The 20,424-nt window shown below is 44.7% G+C and carries 15 protein-coding genes; all 15 read left to right on the top strand.

Annotation, left to right across the window (positions count from 1 at the left end):
* The first annotated feature begins 1 nt into the window (after window position 1).
* Window positions 2–925: an oligopeptide ABC transporter permease gene (opp4C, locus tag NSQ55_RS20010; RefSeq protein WP_339168756.1), complete on the top strand. Its 924-nt coding sequence runs from the start codon at window positions 2–4 to the stop codon at window positions 923–925.
* 11 nt (window positions 926–936) lie between these two features.
* Window positions 937–1,920: an ABC transporter ATP-binding protein gene (locus NSQ55_RS20005; RefSeq protein ID WP_076130798.1), complete on the top strand. Its 984-nt coding sequence runs from the start codon at window positions 937–939 to the stop codon at window positions 1,918–1,920.
* Window positions 1,913–2,878 (top strand): oligopeptide/dipeptide ABC transporter ATP-binding protein, encoded by a 966-nt coding sequence (locus NSQ55_RS20000; protein ID WP_036685744.1) that lies wholly within the window; start codon window positions 1,913–1,915, stop codon window positions 2,876–2,878. The genes NSQ55_RS20005 and NSQ55_RS20000 overlap by 8 nt, the downstream gene beginning before the upstream one ends.
* A 210-nt stretch (window positions 2,879–3,088) precedes the next feature.
* Complete coding sequence (locus tag NSQ55_RS19995; protein WP_076130800.1) at window positions 3,089–3,697, top strand: 50S ribosomal protein L25; 609 nt, start codon at window positions 3,089–3,091, stop codon at window positions 3,695–3,697.
* A gap of 324 nt (window positions 3,698–4,021) precedes the next feature.
* Window positions 4,022–5,869, top strand: coding sequence for a fibronectin type III domain-containing protein (locus NSQ55_RS19990; RefSeq protein WP_179089376.1), 1,848 nt, complete (start codon window positions 4,022–4,024; stop codon window positions 5,867–5,869).
* A gap of 270 nt (window positions 5,870–6,139) precedes the next feature.
* On the top strand, window positions 6,140–6,784 hold the full coding sequence (locus NSQ55_RS19985; RefSeq protein ID WP_339168746.1) for a YhbD family protein: 645 nt from the start codon (window positions 6,140–6,142) through the stop codon (window positions 6,782–6,784).
* A 12-nt stretch (window positions 6,785–6,796) separates the two neighbouring features.
* Window positions 6,797–7,483, top strand: a complete 687-nt coding sequence (locus NSQ55_RS19980; protein ID WP_339168743.1) for a hypothetical protein — start codon at window positions 6,797–6,799, stop codon at window positions 7,481–7,483.
* Window positions 7,476–8,147: a hypothetical protein gene (locus NSQ55_RS19975; RefSeq protein ID WP_339168740.1), complete on the top strand. Its 672-nt coding sequence runs from the start codon at window positions 7,476–7,478 to the stop codon at window positions 8,145–8,147. The genes NSQ55_RS19980 and NSQ55_RS19975 overlap by 8 nt, the downstream gene beginning before the upstream one ends.
* 40 nt (window positions 8,148–8,187) lie before the next feature.
* A complete protein-coding gene (locus NSQ55_RS19970; RefSeq protein WP_339168738.1) occupies window positions 8,188–9,735 on the top strand; it encodes an MDR family MFS transporter in 1,548 nt (515 codons plus the stop codon).
* 1,932 nt (window positions 9,736–11,667) lie between these two features.
* Complete coding sequence (locus NSQ55_RS19965; protein WP_076130774.1) at window positions 11,668–12,627, top strand: ABC transporter permease subunit; 960 nt, start codon at window positions 11,668–11,670, stop codon at window positions 12,625–12,627.
* 17 nt (window positions 12,628–12,644) lie between these two features.
* Window positions 12,645–13,541 carry a carbohydrate ABC transporter permease gene (locus NSQ55_RS19960; RefSeq protein ID WP_036685756.1) on the top strand — a complete coding sequence of 299 codons (897 nt, stop codon included), beginning with the start codon at window positions 12,645–12,647 and terminating at the stop codon, window positions 13,539–13,541.
* A gap of 91 nt (window positions 13,542–13,632) precedes the next feature.
* Window positions 13,633–15,468: an extracellular solute-binding protein gene (locus tag NSQ55_RS19955; protein ID WP_076187499.1), complete on the top strand. Its 1,836-nt coding sequence runs from the start codon at window positions 13,633–13,635 to the stop codon at window positions 15,466–15,468.
* Window positions 15,469–15,602: 134 nt separating this feature from the next.
* Window positions 15,603–17,348, top strand: a complete 1,746-nt coding sequence (locus NSQ55_RS19950) for a sensor histidine kinase (RefSeq protein WP_076130772.1) — start codon at window positions 15,603–15,605, stop codon at window positions 17,346–17,348.
* Complete coding sequence (locus NSQ55_RS19945; protein ID WP_076305543.1) at window positions 17,341–18,747, top strand: response regulator; 1,407 nt, start codon at window positions 17,341–17,343, stop codon at window positions 18,745–18,747. The genes NSQ55_RS19950 and NSQ55_RS19945 overlap by 8 nt, the downstream gene beginning before the upstream one ends.
* Window positions 18,744–20,411 (top strand): extracellular solute-binding protein, encoded by a 1,668-nt coding sequence (locus NSQ55_RS19940; RefSeq protein WP_076305544.1) that lies wholly within the window; start codon window positions 18,744–18,746, stop codon window positions 20,409–20,411. The genes NSQ55_RS19945 and NSQ55_RS19940 overlap by 4 nt, the downstream gene beginning before the upstream one ends.
* The last annotated feature ends 13 nt before the right edge of the window (window positions 20,412–20,424 follow it).

Here is a 20,424-nt window from a genome sequence, read left to right as displayed (position 1 = left end):
CGTGGCAGTTCAAAGTAATGTAGCTGGGATTGCGAAGCCGCAGACCACCAAAGGAAAATCCTCTTTATTCCGGCAATCCATGCGGAGGTTGCTGAAGAACAAGCTGGCGGTATCCGGATTTGTGGTGGTGATCTTTATGTTTGCGCTTTGTTTTATTGGTCCGCTGTTCTCACCCTATACGGATAACAAAATTAATATGGTTATGATGAACAAGGCACCCAATATGAAGCATTGGCTGGGCACTGATGCATTGGGCAGAGATATTCTGACCCGGGTAATGCAGGCGGGGCGCATTTCACTGACCGTGGGACTAGCGTCAATGGTTCTTTCGGTGTTTATCGGTGCTCTTTTGGGGGCTATTGCTGGGTATTACCGCGGTATTGCCGATCAAATCATTATGCGGATTGCGGATCTTTTATTGACGGTCCCGAGTCTGCCACTGCTCTTTATTTTTGGTGCGTTATTATCGGAGTGGAAGATTCCAACGGATTATCGGATGTATATCGTTATGCTGATGCTTAGTATTGTTAGCTGGCCGGGTATGGCACGTATGGTACGGGGGCAAATGCTTAGTCTGCGTGAACGTGAGTTTATGCAGGCGGCGGTAGTATTAGGCCTCCGTGACCGGCGTAAATTGTTTAATCATTTGCTGCCGAATATCGTTCCGTTGCTGATCGTTATGGCTACCCTTAACATCGGTGGCGCTATATTGAGTGAATCGGTTCTCAGCTTTTTTGGGCTAGGTGTTATGCCGCCAACTCCAACCTGGGGCAATATGATTGATGCTGCGAATAATATGATCGACTTTCAGGATCGGCCGTGGCTGTGGATTCCACCAGGGTTATCGATTTTTGCGACAGTGATCGCGATCAATATCTTTGGAGACGGACTCCGGGACGTGCTTGATCCTAAACAGAAGAGGTAGGTGACCCTCAGATGAGTGATTTAATGAATATAGACGGTCTAAGTACATACTTCTTCACGGAAGAAGGAAAAGTGAAAGCCGTTGATGATGTAAGCTTCCGTGTTCGCGAGGGAGAGACGGTATGTATCGTTGGAGAATCAGGCTGCGGCAAAAGCGTGACCGCGATGTCCATCATGGGGCTTGTTGAGGAACCCGGGGGCAAGGTAGCCCAAGGGAAAATTGATTTTCAGGGTGAAGATTTGTTGAAAATGGACAAAAACACACTGCGGACCATCCGCGGGAATGAGATCGCGATGATCTTTCAGGAGCCCATGTCCTCCCTTAATCCTGTAATCAAGATCGGTGAGCAAATCATGGAGCCGCTGATTGTACATTTGAAGATGAACAAGAAACAGGCGCGCATCCGGGCGATTGAACTGATTAAGCAGGTAGGCATATCACGACCAGAGCAAATTGCTGATAGTTACCCGCATGAATTAAGTGGAGGTATGCTGCAGCGGATTATGATTGCTATTGCCATTGCCTGCAGTCCAAAGCTATTGATTGCTGATGAACCGACTACGGCGCTGGATGTAACGATTCAAGCGCAAATTCTGGATATGCTGCGTGAAATTAAAGATAGCTCGGGCATGTCCATTCTACTAATCACCCATGATCTTGGCGTAGTGGCAGAGATGGCCGATTATGTGATTGTTATGTATTCCGGAAAGATTGTGGAGGAGGGTGAAGTTGTTGAATTGTTCAACAACCCCAAACATCCCTATACAAAAGGGCTGCTCAAATCGAAGCCGGTAATCAATCAGCGACAGGATGAGCTGTATTCCATACCAGGTCAAGTGCCAAATCCGCTTGAGCTGGTGCCCTCTTGTTATTTTCATGACCGCTGTGAGCATTGCATGCCTGTATGTGTCAGCCAGCAGCCCCAGCTTAAAGAGGTGGCCAGCAGACAAAAGGTAGCTTGCTGGTTGTATGAGGAGGCGGTTGTTCATGCCTGAAGCACTGCTTGAGGTCAATCATTTAAAGAAATATTTTCCTGTTACTAAGGGGCTGCTTAACCGAACCGTTGGGCATGTAAAGGCTGTTGACGATATTAGCATCACACTTCAACCTGGGGAAACGTTTGGGCTTGTAGGGGAATCTGGGAGCGGCAAAAGTACAGTCGGACGGACGATTTTACGGCTAACGGATAAAACGGCAGGTGAGATCAAGTTCAAAGGGATAGACATTCACTCCCTGTCGCCCGCTGAATTACGCAATATTAGACCCCAAATGCAGTTGATCTTTCAAGATCCTTATAGCTCACTTAACCCACGGGTTCGTATAGGTGATGCCATTGGTGAAGCTTTACTGGATCATGGTTTATGCTCAAGGTCCGAGGTGCGAGATCTGGTGCTTGAAGCGCTAGCGGCTTGCGGGTTATCTTCTTATCATATTGATCGCTTTCCGCATGAATTCTCCGGGGGGCAGCGGCAGCGGATTGGGATCGCCCGTGCGCTTGTTTTGAATCCTGAGCTGATCATTGCAGACGAACCAGTTTCAGCACTGGATGTTTCCATCCAAGCACAGATTATTAATTTATTCAGTAAGCTCCAGCAGAGTCGAGGGTTAACGTATTTGTTTATCTCCCATGACTTGAGTGTTGTGGAGCATTTGTGTTCAAGAATCGGTGTCATGTACCTGGGCTCTATGATGGAGACGGCTTCAAGAGATGAACTGTTTAAGAATCCGCTCCACCCGTATACCAAAGCGCTGCTGTCGGCTGTTCCGATTCCTATTCCAAAGCTGAAAAGGGAAAGAATTGTACTTAAGGGAGATATTCCGAGTCCGGTAAATCCGCCTTCTGGCTGTAAATTCCATACCCGTTGTCCCTTTGCGCAAGAGGTTTGCAGATCTGAAATCCCGGTATTTCGTGATGTTGGCAGTAACCATTTTGTAGCTTGTCATTTAGTTTAATAGTTGTCACAAATATAGCAATGATTTACTCCTAAGACATGAATAATTAATGTTGAATTGTATAATAATACAATTTGACCTTATTTTTGCCTGGGCTCAAAAGTCGTGAGAGGTTTCAAAGCCAGGTCAATGGGGTAATTAGAGAGTGGTTAGGTTAGGCGTACATATCTAATCGGTCTAGTATAAAATCCCTACTTAGGAGGAATCATCGTGAATACAACAGTACGTTTGACAGAAAGATCCGGCTCGACTTCTTCACAGCGCAGAAAAGGCTTTGTACCGGTAGTCGTGTACGGTGCAGGTTCAGATAGCCAGTCCTTTACAGCGGATGCTAAGACAATTTCAGGTATTTTAGCCAGCAACCCACGGGCTGTTCTTACTTTGGAATTGCCAGACTCGGGCAAAAAGAACGTGGTTATTCAAGAAATCCAACGTCAGCCAATTTCCAAACAACTGCTGCACATTGATTTTCAGCAGATTGATATGAAGGCCAAATTGGATACAAAAGTAGCGTTCCACTTTACAGGTGAACCAGTAGGTGTGAAGAGCGGCGGCGTGCAACAAATTGAATTGCATGAGCTGGATATTCGCACACTTCCAGATAAAATAGCTGCATCCTTTGAAGTGGATATCAGTGGACTAGATATTGGTGATCAATTGCTGGTATCTGATTTGCCGAAGCATGAAGGCTGGGAAGTATTGACGCCTGAGGACACATTGATTGTCCGTATTTCACCTCCAGCAGCGCAAGAGCCAACAGAAGAAGATACTGCTGAACCCGCTGTAGCTGAAACTGCTGGCGAAGATAAAGCAGAATAGTATAGAGATAAATAGTAAAGAGCAGATAGAATCCTTATAAAGGAGCTGTCTGCTCTTTTTGTTTTGTCTTCATAAATATGAATTCATAAAAATGATGCTGGTCTTTCGTATGATTTCTCAAATGGCAATTTTGGTTGTTTCGCCTCATTTAGTTAAAAATTTACATAAAATCGTTGACGAACGGGTTTCTAAGCCTGAAAATGAGGACAATTACCATGGTAAAATATTCAAAAGTCCCTGTTGTTGCTGTTTGAAAACGCTTTAGTTTTTATGCTTCAAAGAACTCTTATTGCCTAGTTCATCATGATTAAGAGGAGGAAAGTTATGAAGATGAGGAAGCTGTTTTCGATCTTAATGACAAGTTTGCTGGTGCTTGGGGTAGCTCTACCCTTTGGTGGAAAAGCGAATGCAGATGCTGCAAGTGACGCTTCAAATCGTGCTTTAATCTGGCTGAAGGCCCAGCAGGATGCAACAGCGGGGTATGCTTTTGAGGGACTGGTCGATAGCTTTGAAGATTTCTGGGGACCAAACAACCCCAAACAGATTGTATACACATATGATCAAGCGGTTGCAGCTATCGCCTTTATTGTAAAGGGTGAACGGACGCGGGCAGAGCAGGTTTTGAACAAAATGCGGGACATTCAAGATCCATCAGGCTTCTGGCTGAATTCTTATTGGTATAACAACGGCTTCGGAGAAGAAATCCGTAAACATGTGGGACCCGTTGTATGGATGGCAATGGCTGCTATGGCTTATGAGAAGCAATATAATGATTCACGGTATCGTCCGATGGCACTCAAAGCATTAGATTGGAGTTTACAGTATAAAAAGGCTAATGGCAGTATTGCAGGGGGATGGAGTGGTTGGAGTAATTCCGATGAGCCTTGGAGCTCAACCGAGCACAATATCGATATTTACCGGGTATTGCAGTATTATGCTTCGGTGGATTCCTCAAAGGCAGCCACTTATAACAGTGCGGCTTCTGGAGTCAAAACCTTCCTGGATAATTATGTGTGGGATGACACAGTCAAACGTTTCAAGGGGGGCTGGAAAAACGATACAAATCTGATCGACCCCAAAATACCTTTAGACGTGAATCCTTGGGGAGTATTAGCTTTAGGCGTATCCGGAACACATAACTACGGCGCAAGCTTAACCTATGTGGAAAATGCCTCCGGCACCCCGGGAACACTTGCGAATCCGCGTTACAAGCAGACGCTTACTTACAATGATGCTGGGAATACGCTCACCGGATATGATTTTGACTGGACAGATGAAGTATTGCCAGCGTATGACGATAACGGAAATCAAATTGGCAATACGGGTGCTGACGTATGGTTTGAAGGAAGCGCATTCATGTCGCTCGCTTATTATCTGCAAGGCAATGCCTCAAAGGCAGACGCTATTAATACAGAGATTATTAAAAAACAAGGCACAAGCGGTGCTTCGCTTGGGGGTATTCCCTACTCGCTGAAAGGGTCCAGCAACAGTTATTGGGTGATGGCGCAGCAAAACTGTGTTTCCAGCACAGGTTGGTTAATAATGTCCCTGCACCGGTTTAATCCATTCACAGGTCAATATTTGACGGGTGGTGGTAATACTGGGGATACAACCGCGCCAACCGCTCCCGCTAATCTAACGGTAACCAGTAAGACGGATACAGGAGTTAGCTTAAGCTGGTCCGCTTCTACCGATAATGTTGGCGTTACAGGTTATATTGTTTATCGCGGAACACAGCAGGTGTCCACTGTGGGGGGAACTACAGCTACTGTTAGTGGACTTACTCCAAGCACAGCCTATACGTTTACAGTAAAAGCTACAGATGCAGCAGGTAATTTATCCTCCGCTAGTAATACCGCAACAGTTACTACTAATCCCACTGGAGGCAGCGGAGGCGGTGATCATGTGACGGCTGACTTTACAGCAGGGGTAACGAGACTTTCTGCTACAGAGGCGAGTATCTATATTACACCTGTAACCAGTGCCCTTTATGTAGATGTGCATTACAAGATTAACGGGGGTTCCCAGCTTAATTACAGGATGACTAATAACTCAGGAACATGGAAGCAGACGGTGAGTGGATTAAGCGCTGGCAGCAGTATTGAGTACTGGTTCACTTACGAAAAATCCGGCCCGCAATATGATTCAGCACATTATACTTTTGTTCAGTAAGATTAGCAGATCGTAAAAATCATTCTAAGAGAAGGCTGTTCCATGCTGCTATTTATAGCGGCGGGGGCAGTCTTTTTTTGTGGAAAAAATAGTGAATGACCGTTAAATCCTTCTCAAGACGGAGGTCTGCTCTTAAGGTATGCTTTAAAATCTTTGGGGGAGACGTTAGGACACGATGGTTACTAGCGTAGATAGGTATGAGGGGAGTTTAATTTATTGGTTTTACAACGTAACAGTGTTATGTTACGATGGCTTCAAGGAGTGATAAGCATGGAAGAGGATTTGATCTCAAAGAAGCAGCTATTGGATTTAACCGGTATATCTTATGGGCAATTGTACCGCTGGAAGCGGAAGCAGTTGATTCCAGAGGAATGGTTTATCCGTAAATCTACGTTTACTGGACAGGAGACTTTTTTTCCAAAAGACATGATTTTGTCCCGTATCGATAATATTGTGAATATGAAAGATGGACTTTCTTTGGATGAAATGGCTGATAAGCTATCAGATAAGGCTTCTTTTGACAGAGTAAGTATATCTGCTGCGGAAATTATAGAACGTAACATTGTTTCGTCGATGACGCTGGGGAAATTTGGAGAGAGGCTCGGTGTCAAGAATGGATATAGCTTCGATCAACTCACTTATTTATTGGCTGTAGATCGCCTGCTTAGTGCAGGGGAGATGAGTATGGAGGAAGCAGAGCTGCTGTTTCGAACCTTAATGGATAAAGCCTCCAATCTTGAGAGTGGCAGCTGGGAGTTATTTTTTATCCGCAAAATGGGGGTGTCATCCTTTATTCTGGCTCAGGCACCAGCGGAGTTATGGTTCGATGAAGGGGTAAAGCTGGTCAGTAAAATACTAAGTGCAGATGTAATAGAACAATTGAAAGGTAAGTTTGCTTTTAAGCTTGTTGAATAGGGGGTTAGTGTAATGGACAAACGAGAGCTGCCGGATCTGATTATAAACGGAGTCAGCGGGGGGGCAGGAGGTACTTATAACAGCGTGCGAATCGATGGTGTAGGCAAAGTAACGGGACCTATCGTGACGCGAATTTTTAAAGGAAACGGGCATATGAATTTGAAGAATGATCTCTCGGCGGAAGAAGCGGAATGCAATGGAACGATGAAAGTGCTGGGCCATTTGCATTTTAACTCCCTAAAAGTGGACGGAATGATTACTGTCGGGGAGAGCATTCGGGGAGAAAGCTGCACACTTCATGGAATGCTGAATATCAAGGGTGATTGTGAGCTTGAGGATTTTGCGGGGGAAGGAAGCTTTAGTGTCGGAGGTTTACTTAGTGCAGGACATGTAGACTTCAAACTGCAAGGGCAGGGAAAGGCGCATGAAATTGGTGTGGAGAGTCTAGTGATCCGGCAAACGAATAGTGGAGTCTGGAGCAAAATGTTAAGTGGAATCATCCCTAAATTAAGATCGGAGCTGCGGGCTCGGACTATTGAAGGAGATTTTATTGATTTGGAATATACAACGGCTGATGTTATCAGGGGCAATATTGTGATTGTAGGTCCAGGCTGTACTGTTGAGCGGATAGAGTATCGTGATCAGATCACAGTACATCCTGAAGCAAAGGTTGGAAAGGTGGAGAAGATCGGTGACTGAAGAAACAATTCGGAGTAATTTGAAAATAATGGGCACAACGACCTCAGCGGGAGGCTGTTTTCGGGATATTAAGGTTACTGGGGAAGGTCATTTTGCAGGGGATGTAGATTGTGAGAAGCTGAGCCTGACTGGAAATGCCAGGGTAGATGGAAACCTGCTAATGACCAAAATGAAAATAACCGGTGAGATGACATTTATGGGTAATCTTGAAGGCGATGCCTTGCGGGGGCAGGGGGAAATTAAAGCAGCCTCCGTAAAAATCGACGATATTCATCTTAACGGTAATTTGGAGGTTAATGGTGATTGTGAAGGTGAACATCTGCGTATTTCGGGCGCTCTCAATGTGGCAGGACTGCTAAGTGCGGAGCAACTGGAGATCAATTTATATGGTCTAAGTAGAGCGAAAGAGGTTGGAGGCAGTGCTTTAACGATCAAAAAAAGCAAGACCGGAAAATTCCTGCATTTGATGAAGCAGAATCCTAAAGTGCTTTTTGAGGCTGGGCTCATTGAAGGCGATACGATAGAGCTGAATAATACAAAAGCAAATATTGTCAGAGGAGATCGGGTAATCATCGGTGTGGACTGTGAGATTGATACTGTGGAATACCGTAGTGCTTTGGAGATTCACAAGAATGCAATAGTGAGGCATCAAGTAAAGCTGTAACACATAGTTATAGATCTTTTGACAATGGGGAGTGGAATAAATGAGTGCTGCCAAAGCGCCCAATCTGGGCATTGTAATCGCAGGTCTGCTGTTGGGAATACTGATGGCCTCCATGGACAGCACCATCGTTGCTACAGCAATGGGCAATATTGTTGGGGAACTAGGCGGTATGGACAAATTTGTCTGGGTAACATCAGCTTATCTCGTAGCTGAGATGGCGGGGATGCCTATCTTTGGCAAGCTGTCTGATATGTATGGGCGTAAAAAGTTTTTTGTTTTTGGGATTATTGTATTTATGGCGGGTTCAGCGCTTTGCGGGACGGCAGATACGATTACTCAGCTGGCTGCTTATCGGGCGATTCAGGGAATTGGAGGCGGCGCGCTAGTGCCGATTGCTTTTGCCATAATGTTCGACGCCGTACCGCTGGAGACACGGGGCAAGCTGGGCGGTGCATTTGGTGCGGTATTTGGATTATCGAGTATTTTTGGTCCATTGCTAGGCGCGTATATCACCGATCATATTGCTTGGCAGTGGATATTTTATATTAACTTACCACTTGGACTGTTGGCTTTTGTGATGGTCGTATTCTTTTATAAAGAATCACATGAGCATTCCAAACAACCTATTGATTGGCTGGGTGCGGGCACACTGCTGGGCTCTGTCATCTGCTTAATGTTTGCGTTGGAGCTGGGTGGAAAAGAGTACGCTTGGGGCTCCTCGATGATCCTCGGCTTATTTGCAGCTTTTGCTATATTGGCGGCAGTGTTCCTTTTTGTAGAGACGAGAGCGAAAGAGCCGATCATTTCCTTTGCGTTATTCAAAAAAAGACTGTACGCCGTCAGCATTCTGTGCGCGCTATTTAGTGGTGCTGCATTTATCGTGGCTTCCGTATATATCCCGATCTTTATCCAAGGTGTATTAGGGGGTTCGGCTACCAATTCAGGACTTGTCCTGCTGCCGATGATGGTCGGCTCAGTAATTACCGCCACAACGGGAGGATTCCTGATGGCAAAAACCAGTTACCGCAATCTGCTGATTCCTACGTTTGTACTTTTGGTGATCGGCACAGGACTGGTAGCAACGCTTACTCCGGAAGCTTCACGTCTCTTGGTTACCTTGTACATGATTTTAATCGGATTGGGCATCGGCGCTTCCTTCTCTGTGTTAAGCACAGCAGCTATTCATGGTCTGACTGCGCAGCAACGCGGCTCGGCCAGCGCAACACTGAATTTCATTCGTTCGCTTGGCATGACCATCGGAATAACCACATTTGGCATTATTCAAAGCCATTATTTCTCGGGCAGTCTAACTAAGTTGCTCACAGCAAATGGAGGAGGAGCTGCTTCTGCGGGGACTGCTGGGGTTATGGATTTTAAAGATCCGCATTCCCTGCTGTCGCCTGAGACTAGAGCACTCATTCCACCGGAAATTTTGAGCAAAAGTACAGAGGGACTTTCCTCTTCCATTGCGAACACCTTCGCTTGGGCGGTTATTCCTGCTGCGTTAGCTTTGCTCGCCTCCTTTTTTATGGGGCGCCAGAAAATGGATGCCTCCGCGGAGGGGAAAGATCAGACGCCCGGGCATTAGGCTGTGGCGAAAGGCGCGGGCATTCGAATGACGAGCGGAATGTAGTGCTTATTATGCGGAATGCAGTGAATTAGGTGTAAACAAACTAGGGTTGTAAAGTGATGGAGCAGCTTCTCATTTGAGAGGCTGCTTTTTTATGTGTGGTTGGGAGTACAAATGAGCATGAACCCTCGAAGTAAGGGAGCTGAGTTCGAAGGTTGAGTAAATGCGATGAATTCTGGAAATAAGAGCATCTGAGTCCTATAGCATGAGGGAATGCGATGAATTCAAGAATGAGTCAGATAGCAGGTGGGAATGCGATGAATTCAAGAATGAGTCAGACTGCATGAGGGAGTGCGCTGAATTCTCGATAGAAGTGCGCCTGAGAATGATGCGTGGAGTGTTGCGGACCGTAGAGTCGCTATTGCTGATTTTTGAGCTACTTTGCCGTAGTTTCGGACTGTATAGCTCTTATCGGCATGCATATGCTCGTATTTGGGCTATATTTGTGTGGATAGCTGCACCTGAGTCCGATAGCACGAGGAAAAGCGATGAATTCCGGAAATAAGTGCATCTGGGTCCGATAGGATGAGCAAATGTGATGGATCCAAGAATGAGTCCGACAGCATGAGGGAATACGATGAATTCTCCATAGAAGTATGCCTGATTTAGCTGCATGAAGTGTGTTGCGGACCGTATAGTCGCTATATCTGATTTTTGAGCTACTTTGCCGTAGTTTCGGACTGTATAGCTCTTATCGGCATGCATATGCTCGTATTTGGACTATATTTGAGTGAATAGCTGCACCTGAGTCCGACAGCACGAGAAAATGTGTTGAAATCCGGAAATAAGTGCACCTGGGTCCGATAGTACGAACAAAGGTGATGGATCCAAGAATGAGTCCGACAGCGTGAGGGAAAGCGATGAATTTCCGAGAGAAGTGTGCCTAAGAATGATGCATGGAGTGTTGCGGACCGTATAGTCGCTATTGCTGATTTTTGAGCTACTTAGCCGTAGTTTCGGACTGTATAGCTCTTATCGGCATGCATTTGCTCTTATTTGGACTATGTTTGAGTGAATAGCTGCACCTGAGTCCGATAGCACGAGGAAAAACGCTGAATTCCGGAAATAAGTGCACCTGAGTCCGACAGCATGAGTAAATGTGATGGATTCTCGATAGAAGAGTGCCTAAGAATGATTCGTGGAGTGTTAGGGACCGTATAGTCGCTATATCTGATTTTTGAGCTACTTTGCCGTAGTTTCGGACTGTATAGCTCTTATCGGCATGAATTTGCTCATATTTGGACTATATTTGTGTGAATAGCTGCACCTGAGTCCGATAACACGAGGAAAAGCGCTGAATTCCGGAAATAAGTGCATCTGGGTCCGATGCCAAAACTATGAAGTGTGAAAGACCATAACAAATGAAGAGGACAAAGCGCACCATAGTTGATGTAGCGGACGAAGAGGACAAAGCGCACCATAGTTGATGTAGCGGACGAAGAGGACAAAGCGCACCATAGTTGATGTAACAGACGAAGAGGACAAAGCGCACCATAGTTGATATAACGGACGAAGAGGACAAAGCGCACTATAGTTGATGTAGCAGACGAAGAGGACAAAGCGCACCACAGTTGATGTGGCAGACGAAGAGGACAAAGCGCACCATAGTTGATGTAGCAGACATAGCGACCCTTAACAAAGCATATCCATCAGCGGCAGGATGACGGGAATTCCCTGTCATCCTGCCGCTTTTTATAAGCCAAAAGGCATGTAGGCTCTCCATCACTAGACCTACAGCGATTAGGTAGAAAATGGTCGAAATAGATGCGAATTTGGTTCACAAGCATCAGACGGTTCTCCAGTGAGGCCGTTCTGTGATCTATCTCGTCATACGTAAAGGTTCTGATACTATGAAAACGTAATCAAAATCTGGGTATAGGAGATTCCGACATGGGGGTACCTTCTGGTGAATTACTTCCCAGCGTCGATCCGGTTCATCGATCCCGCTGGAAGATGAAGAACAAACATAAGTTGTTCTTCATGGCTTTTCCGTTTCTTGTTGTCACCTTTATTTTCTATTATCTGCCGATCAGCGGATGGATTTATGCATTTTATGATTTCATTCCCGGAATACCGTTGTCTGACACGCCATATGTCGGGTTGAAATGGTTCAAGACGATTGTATCCAATCCAACACAGACCGCAGAGGTTGTGCGCGTGCTGAAGAACACACTTGCCATGAGCTCACTTGGACTAATTACCTCGATATTTCCAGTGATCTTTGCGATTTTTCTGACCGAGATTAAGTCAGGCTGGTATCGCAAGATGGTGCAGACGCTAACCACGATTCCGAACTTTATCAGCTGGATTCTGGTATATGCATTGGCCTTCTCGTTGTTTTCCGTTGATAACGGGGTCATCACACACATTTTAGTGCAGCTTGGAATCGTTGATGAGGGTTATAACTTTTTAGCCTCCAGCTCAAATATTTGGGTCACGATGATCATTTGGTATTGGTGGAAATCGTTAGGCTGGGGTGCCATTCTCTATCTTGCTGCAATCGCAGGCATTGATCAGGAGTTGTATGAAGCCGTAGAGGTGGATGGTGCAAGCCGGTTCCGTAAAATCTGGCATATTACCATTCCGGGTCTTATCCCAACCTTCTTTGTCCTACTGCTGCTCTCCATAGGTAACCTGGTCAATAACGGGATGGAGCAGTACTTTGCCTTTCAAAATGCGATGAATAAAGATTCCATAGAAGTGCTGGATCTTTATGTATACAATATTGCGTTCGCTAACAACTTTCCGTTTGCCACAGCTGTCAGTATGCTGAAGTCGGTCGTTAGTGTAATTCTACTGTTCGCGGCAAACACATTATCCAAGATGGTGCGTGACGAATCTATTATTTAAGGCAGGGGTGATCCCATTTGAGAAAGAAAAAACTAACTTCTGGAGAATTAATCTTTCAAATTATTATCTACACACTCTTTGGATTGTTCACCCTGTCATGCATTTATCCATTCTACTATTTGTTCATTAATACGATCAGTTCGAATGATCTTAGCGCAGCAGGGTATATCAAATTTTATCCAAGGCAGATCCATTTTGATAACTATAGTAAGGTTCTAAGAATCAGTGGTTTAGGTCATGCGGCTACAGTCTCTATTTATAGAACAGTTGTTGGTACTTTGCTCACCGTTGGATCTTCGGCATTTCTTGGGTACTTGTTCACCAAAAAGGAAATGTGGGGCCGGAGTATTTGGTACCGCAGTGTTGTAGTTACGATGTATTTCAGCGCAGGGCTGATCCCATGGTATATCACCATGCATAACTTGCATCTGACTAATAATTACCTGGCTTATATTTTGCCAACCATTATTACTCCTTTTAATATCATTTTGGTCAAAACCTTCGTCGAGGCTATTCCGCCCTCACTTGAAGAGTCAGCGTCAATGGATGGAGCAGGTTACTTCCGGGTGTTCTGGAGTATCATTGTTCCTCTTACAACACCTATCTTGGCTACGATTACGATTTTCTCAGCGGTGAATCAGTGGAATGCCTTTATTGATACGGCGTTTCTGATGACAGATACGAAATACTTTACGCTCCAGTTCTTATTATGGCGTTATTTGAACGAATCCAGCTCGCTCGCAGCCTTAATTCGTAATTCGCCAGATATGGCCGCTAGTGCAGCGAATATGCAGACTCCAACCTCAGTGCGGATGACTGTAACGATGATCGTTGTATTGCCAATTTTGATCGTGTATCCGTTTTTCCAACGCTTTTTTGTCAAAGGAATTATGATCGGTGCGGTGAAAGGCTGATGGGTGGCCGCTCTGGACTAGAACTGGGTTTTCCTCTGTTATAAGCAGAGTTGAACTATAAGTGAAGAGATGAAAGGGAGGGTATAAAGCAATGAGATTAAGAAGAGCATCGCTTGTCATGCTATCCGTAATCCTGGTCTTCGTTCTTGCAGCATGTGGCGGAGGGAATAATACGGCTAACTCGGGCAAAAACACGAGCACAGAGAAACCTACGTCGGCTGCCACGAATGCCCCGGCGGAAGAGACAGCAGCACCGGATGACGGAGCGCTTGATCATTCCAAGCCGCTGAAGCTGACTGTATTCTCAACAACCGCTAACTATGCCGGTCCACAGACCGGATGGTTTGCAAAAATCATCAAGGATAAGTTCAACATCGAAATGGAGATTGTAGCTTCAAACCTAACTGGTGGAGATACCAAAATCTCTGCAATGATGGCTTCCGGAGATCTTGGAGATATCATCATTTTCGGTGACGACAAGAACCACTATCCAAATGCCATCAAAGGAAAGCTGCTCTTGGACTGGACACAGGACGGTCTTTTGGACAAATACGGAAAAGACATTTCTAGCACTTTTCCAAAAGCTATTGAAAAAGCTAAGGTAGCTTTTGGCGGTGGATCATCAGTCTTTGGTATGGGGAACAGCGTAGCTTCTAATCCATCCGGACCTTCTGAAGGAAAAGATATGACTTGGGGTCCAGACCTGCGTTTTGATCTTTACCAACAAATTGGAGCGCCAGAAATTACAAAGATTGAAGATTATCTGCCTGTGCTGAAAAAAATGCAAGAGCTCGAGCCTAAGAATGAACAAGGCAAAAAAACCTATGCTTTCTCGATGTGGTCTGATTGGGATGGCAACTATAAAATGACATTGGCTAAACAGTTCGCAAACATGATGGGCTATGACGAAATTCCTGATACTGCTGTGTATGTTAAGGCAGATGAAGAAAAGTATTATGACTTCTTATCCGAAGATAGCTGGTACATGAAATCGCTCAAACTGTATTTTGAAGCTAACCAGATGGGGCTGGTTGATCCGGACTCTATGACGCAAAAATTTGACGATGTTGTTGCGAAATACAAAGATGGTCGTCTATTGTTCTCTTGGTTCCCATGGCTTGGAGCTGCTAACTACAATACACCAGAAAGAACAGCCGAAGGTAAAGGTTTTGCGCTGGTTCCGTTCAAAGATGAATTGATGTATTCCACAGGCTTCAATGTTTACGGTGGTAACGGTATTATTGCAATCGGCGCAAAAGCTAAGGAGCCTGCTAGAATTATGGAATTCATTAACTGGATGTACACACCGGAAGGTGCAATGATTTCTGCAGGAAGTGGTACAGCAGTACCAAACGGACCTCAAGGTCTGACTTGGGATATTGATGCAAACGGCAAACCTGCAGTGACTGATTTTGGTTGGAAAGCTTATACTGATCAACAGAATACTCAAGTTCCTGCTGAATACGGCGGTGGTGACTACTACTATGGCTCCAATCAAATGAACTTCTCGTTTGTGGTTCCGGCGATGGTGAATCCAGAGAATAGTGAGCCATTCGATCATAATCTGTGGACAACAACCCTAGAGCGTAACCCATCCAAGCTTGATAGTGACTGGAGAGCGAAAATGGGCGTTCTGACTCCTAAGGAGTATTTTGAGAAAAACAATCTATTGGCTGTAGCACCACAAGGCTTCACTGGCAAAGAACCATTAACCATGGATAAAACAGTGGAACAAAAGAATAAACAAATCGGTACGGTTATTCAACAGATTTCCTGGAAAATGGTCTTTGCTAAAGATCAAGCGGAATACGATAAATTGAATAAAGAAATGCATGATAAGGTAAATGGTCTTGGGTATTCCGAAGTTATGGATTTCTCGATTAAAAAGGCTGAGGAATTGTTCGAGGCTCGTAAAAGCGTTAAATAAACACGGCTAGTAACTATAAAATAAGGCGGGGCGGCGTGGAGGCTGTTCTGCCTTATTCTATTCAATTAAGGATAAATGTGGTATTCTCACATTAATATAAAACGCTTTCAGATAGAAAGAAGAGGATAATCCAGATGGTAAGAGTACCCCTGCGGAGTCATACTCCAGCTGTCAAATCCTTACGCAATACCTTATTTATCTATCTAGTAATCGGAACACTACTTCCGCTTCTCTTAGTAGGATTCGTAACCTACACCTCTATTTACTCCATCCTTTCAGGTAAAATTGGCAACGGGATCAGCGCTAGTCTGAGACAGGAAGCCTCAAGCCTGGAGAATGCCATCGACAATATGGATTTTGCCTCCAAACAGTTTGCTCTGGACGGTCAGATTGTGCAGGAGATGTCCTCATTTATTCAGGAAAAACAAATTTTTCGCAAATCGCAAATGATGAATTCCATCAACCAGAAGATCAATCTAGTCAATTTTACGAACCCTTATATTGGACTTACAGCCTACATTATGCCGGACAGCGATGATCCCGTTCTGTTCACCAACATGAGCGCACGCAGAAATTTTGATATCAGTACATTGCCGTCTTTTATGCGATATAACGGGGCTGACTATTATGGACCACATCCCACTATGTACGCTGTTGGTGATAATCTCGTATTCTCGGAGCAGCGGATTGTCCGTGTGCCGGGCCAGCATAAGCTTTATATTTATTTGGAGACGAATTATAGTTTGTTTCGCAAAATCTTCAATCAGGAGTCCTACGGGATGAAAGTAAATCATCTGCTGGTCAATCAGCAAGGTAATAGTACAAAAGTGATCGACGGCAAACTTCCGCTAAGTATTATTAAAGCTGCGGGAAGCAACTCCAATCTCACCCATGAAACGCTAAGCGGATATCATCTTTTTCGTTACGCGAGTCCTCAGGGCTGGAAGCTTATTGCCGTTGTGAAAAAATCAGAATTCAACAGTGAAATTTATTCTTGGTTTTATAAAATGATCTTACTTGCCTTCTCCACCCTTCTTTTTGCCGGATTTCTGGCTTGGATCATCTGGAGGAAAATTTATGGTCCGTTGCGTAAGGTCAACCTTGAAATCAACCGAATGGCGGAAAATGTTACCGCTCCGGTAGCCTATACGAATGTGGAAGAATTTGATTTCGTGCTTACCAACTTTCAGCAGATGAAAAAACAGGTGAATGAGCTGATTGTTGCGGTTGCCCATAATGAGAAACAGAAAAGCCAATTTGAGATTGAGAAGTTGCTCAGCCAGATCAATCCTCATTTTTTGCATAATACCTTAAATACGGTACAGTGGATGGCCCGGCTAAACGGCCAGAAGGAGATCGACAAGCTGGTCACTCTTCTTGTAAAGGTGCTGCATTATAATCTGGGCAAGCAAAGCATCATTGTTACCATTGGCGAGGAAATTGAAGCGATTCGAAATTATATGGAGCTGCAGCGTATTCGTTATGATTATGAATTTGAATTTAACGTTGAAGCTGATGAGGATGTATTGTCTGTGGCAGTCCCGAGATTTCTGCTTCAGCCTCTGGTGGAGAACTCGATTTATCATGGATTAAGCGATAATGGCAAGGTAGATGTTGAGATAACGAAACATGGTGAAGGAGAGGTTCAGCTATGTGTGAGAGACAATGGCGCTGGGATGGATGCAGATACATTAGATCAGCTGTTGTCTGATGATGGAGCGAAAAAACGGGGACTTGGAATTGGTTTTTCATATGTGAACCGGATGCTTAGAACCTATTATGGAGAACAAATGAAGCTAGAGATGTTCAGTAAGCCAGGAGAAGGTACGGTTGTATCCATTGTGATTCCGAGGAAAGGTAAGGAGGACTTCGATGATTAAGGCTGTAGTTGTGGATGACGAGAGACTCGTGCGAAAAGGCTTCATATCCCTGATCGACTGGTCATCCTTAGGGATTGTTATAGTTGGGGAGGCAGGTGATGGTAAATCTGCTTTGGAGCTGCTTCAACAGCAGGAAGTAGATTTATTATTTGTGGATTTGACCATGCCAGGCATTTCAGGCTTCGAGCTCATTAAAATGGTTAGACAACGGTTCGCAGGCATTCGCTGTGTTGTTCTTACTTGTCATCATGAATTTGACTATGTTCAGGAGGCTATGCGTTTAGGAGCCGTTGACTATATTGTAAAAACACTGCTTGAGATGGAAAATGCGGATGAAACCATCAGACGTCTTGTCGATCGTATTAAATGGGAGGACAATACACGGGATGCTCTGGTTCGTGGGGAAAGTAAACGTATGGCTGCTGATAAGGCTCTGCTGTATTTGCCCCTAAATCATCAGTGCAATGAAGAAGAATTATTTCAGCTGTCCAGCGTGAAAAATAATCCGCTCATTACTTTTCATGAGATGTGGATGTCGCCCTTATTACATCGTTTCTCAATAGATGAGAGCAAACGTGAGCTTAAGATCCAGCTATCCGGACGATGGCAGACCGCGCTGATCAGTGGATTGAGAGATCAACCCTTGCAGGAACTGGAGGAACAGCTCACTGCGAAATTACGCCGTATTCTATTTTATCATCCTGAACCAGAGGATTTGACCTCATTGAAATATGAAGACATAAAGAAGGAAGCAGCGGCTCCCTACTCAAAACAAGAGGCGGATAATCTGCTGGAGCAAGCACAGAATTTGAAGTGGACAATTGATGGAAATGAGTGGGAGAAATTTGTAGCAAACATACTTCAGCAGAAACCCCGTTCTGATCAGTTTCTGGCGTTTGCACACTCTCTAATACAAAGCTGGAGCTCTTTACTATTAAAGCCTGAAGATGCTGCTCAACTGGAAAGGGACATCTCCCATAATCTGAACTGGTGCCATTGGAAGAACTGGCTGCGGCGATTTTCTGATCATGTGGGACGAAGAATGCTGGAACTTGGATTAACTAAAGAGGTTATGTCCTGTCTTATTCGTGCAGTTCGTTATATGCAGAGCCATGCAGGTGACAAAATCAATCAGAGCGACGTAGCAGCCGTCATTAATATGAGCCGTGGTTATTTCAGCCAATGTTTCGCTCGTTTTGCCGGAGAGACATTTGGTGAATGTTTACGGGGAATGCGGCTGGAACTCGCCAAATCACTGCTGCTGGAGACTACTCTTCCCGTCTGTGAGATTGCTTCGCGGTCCGGTTTTGAGGATGATCGTTATTTCAGCAGATTGTTCAGAGAACGTATTGGTAAATTACCAAGTGAATTCCGTGCGGAGGGGAAAAACCAAATATGAAATTTTGGAAATCTATCCTCCTAGTGTTTATGGTCATTGGAATGACATCATGTCGTGACAATATCGGTACTGTAGATTCGGTTGCAAGCCCTCAGGCAGGGGATGAAGATACTTCTATCGCTTATAGCAAATATGAGGATCCGATTGTGATACGAGTAGGGTTTAAGGTTCCCGACTCGCGACTTAATACAGGTGACAGCAACGATAACAATCCAATCACCCGTTATTTAGAGAGCATTACGAATATCAAAGTGGTTCACTCCTGGGAAGCGAAGGGTGAGGATGCTTTTACGCAAAAGGTACAGCTTGCCATTGATAGCAACGATTTGCCTGATGCCATGGTTGTGGATCGGGATCAACTGAAGAAATTAATTGATAATGATATGATTGAAGATTTGACAGAGACTTATAAAATATATGGATCTGAACTTATCAAGGATATGTACAATTCTACAAAGGGTGAGGCATTAGAGGACGCTTCCCGCGATGGTAAACTATATGGATTACCGAATGTAGCTATTGATGCTGACTCTCCCGTGCTGCTCTGGGTACGTCAGGATTGGCTGGAGAAGCTGGAGCTGCGGCCTCCTCAAACTTTTGAAGACATCGAGAAAATTGCCAAAGCTTTTATTGAAAAAGACCCTGATGGAAATGGAAAAAGAGATACTGTCGGTCTAAGCGGCTACAAAAATATCGTATATGGAACTAAGCCATTAGTTAATGGTCTGGATGCTGTGTTTAGTGCATTTCACGCTTTCCCCACGAATTGGATTAAGGATAACAACGGCAATATCGTGTATGGCTCCATTACACCAGAGACCAAACAAGCGCTTGCTAAACTTGCTGATTGGTATAAACGCGGGTTGCTGGATCCGGACTTTGCACTATACAAGGAAACTCAGGAGCCTATTATTACAGGTAAATCTGGGATGTTTTTTGGTCCTTGGTGGATGCCTTATTATCCTTTATCAGAGGCAGTGGCTTTGGATACGAAGGCAGAATGGAGAGCATATGCAGCTCCAGTTGACGATTCCGGTAAGTTTGTCGCTCATTTAGCGCCGGTAACAGATCGATATCTTGTTGTGCGTAAAGGGTTTGAACATCCTGAGGCTGTAATCAAGCAATTAAACGTGTTTACAAGACTCGAAAGAAGACAGGATCCTAATCAAGAGGAGGTAAAAAAGCTGGGTGATTTCTCTGCGCAGACAGGCATTCAGCTGCGTGCTTATTATCCGTTCGATCTTCTGATAGATTATAGGGATGCGATTGAGAAACATTATGCTGATATCCAGCAGGCTTTGCACGGAAAGATAGACCCGGATACATTAAATTCTGATACCCGGCTCATTTATGATCAATGGGTAGCGGAAACAGAGCAGCCCAAAAAAGATCTTGAAGGCTGGAAAGCAGCGAATGCGTATAAATACGGAGTAGCTGTGTTAACCTCAACTGCTATAGAGGGAGTGCGTGGGGTCTTTTATGGGAACACCCGGCTTATGAAGACTAAATGGTCGGAACTGCAGAATCTGGAGAATGAGACGTTCTTAAATATCATTGTGGGTGATTCACCGCTTAGTGATTTTGATGCGTTTGTAGCTAAATGGAAGAGTATGGGCGGAGAAGAGATTACGGAAGAAGTTACTGAGCTCGTAAAGCAAAAGTAAACGTGGGATGCCT

Origin of the sequence: Paenibacillus sp. FSL H7-0943 (genome assembly GCF_037963265.1) — a bacterium.
Classification (GTDB): Bacteria; Bacillota; Bacilli; order Paenibacillales; family Paenibacillaceae; genus Paenibacillus_AQ; species Paenibacillus_AQ odorifer.
Note: the sequence above shows the minus strand (reverse complement) of the source record. Positions and strands in the feature narration are given on the sequence as shown.

Excerpts from the sequence above, each read along its gene's own strand:
- NSQ55_RS20005 (WP_076130798.1), top strand. The coding sequence starts at position 937 with ATGAGTGATTTAATGAATATAGACGGTCTAAGTACATACTTCTTCACG.
- NSQ55_RS20000 (WP_036685744.1), top strand. The coding sequence starts at position 1,913 with ATGCCTGAAGCACTGCTTGAGGTCAATCATTTAAAGAAATATTTTCCT.
- NSQ55_RS19990 (WP_179089376.1), top strand. The coding sequence starts at position 4,022 with ATGAAGATGAGGAAGCTGTTTTCGATCTTAATGACAAGTTTGCTGGTG.
- NSQ55_RS19985 (WP_339168746.1), top strand. The coding sequence starts at position 6,140 with ATGGAAGAGGATTTGATCTCAAAGAAGCAGCTATTGGATTTAACCGGT.
- NSQ55_RS19980 (WP_339168743.1), top strand. The coding sequence starts at position 6,797 with ATGGACAAACGAGAGCTGCCGGATCTGATTATAAACGGAGTCAGCGGG.
- NSQ55_RS19970 (WP_339168738.1), top strand. The coding sequence starts at position 8,188 with ATGAGTGCTGCCAAAGCGCCCAATCTGGGCATTGTAATCGCAGGTCTG.
- NSQ55_RS19965 (WP_076130774.1), top strand. The coding sequence starts at position 11,668 with ATGGGGGTACCTTCTGGTGAATTACTTCCCAGCGTCGATCCGGTTCAT.
- NSQ55_RS19955 (WP_076187499.1), top strand. The coding sequence starts at position 13,633 with ATGAGATTAAGAAGAGCATCGCTTGTCATGCTATCCGTAATCCTGGTC.
- NSQ55_RS19950 (WP_076130772.1), top strand. The coding sequence starts at position 15,603 with ATGGTAAGAGTACCCCTGCGGAGTCATACTCCAGCTGTCAAATCCTTA.
- NSQ55_RS19945 (WP_076305543.1), top strand. The coding sequence starts at position 17,341 with ATGATTAAGGCTGTAGTTGTGGATGACGAGAGACTCGTGCGAAAAGGC.
- NSQ55_RS19940 (WP_076305544.1), top strand. The coding sequence starts at position 18,744 with ATGAAATTTTGGAAATCTATCCTCCTAGTGTTTATGGTCATTGGAATG.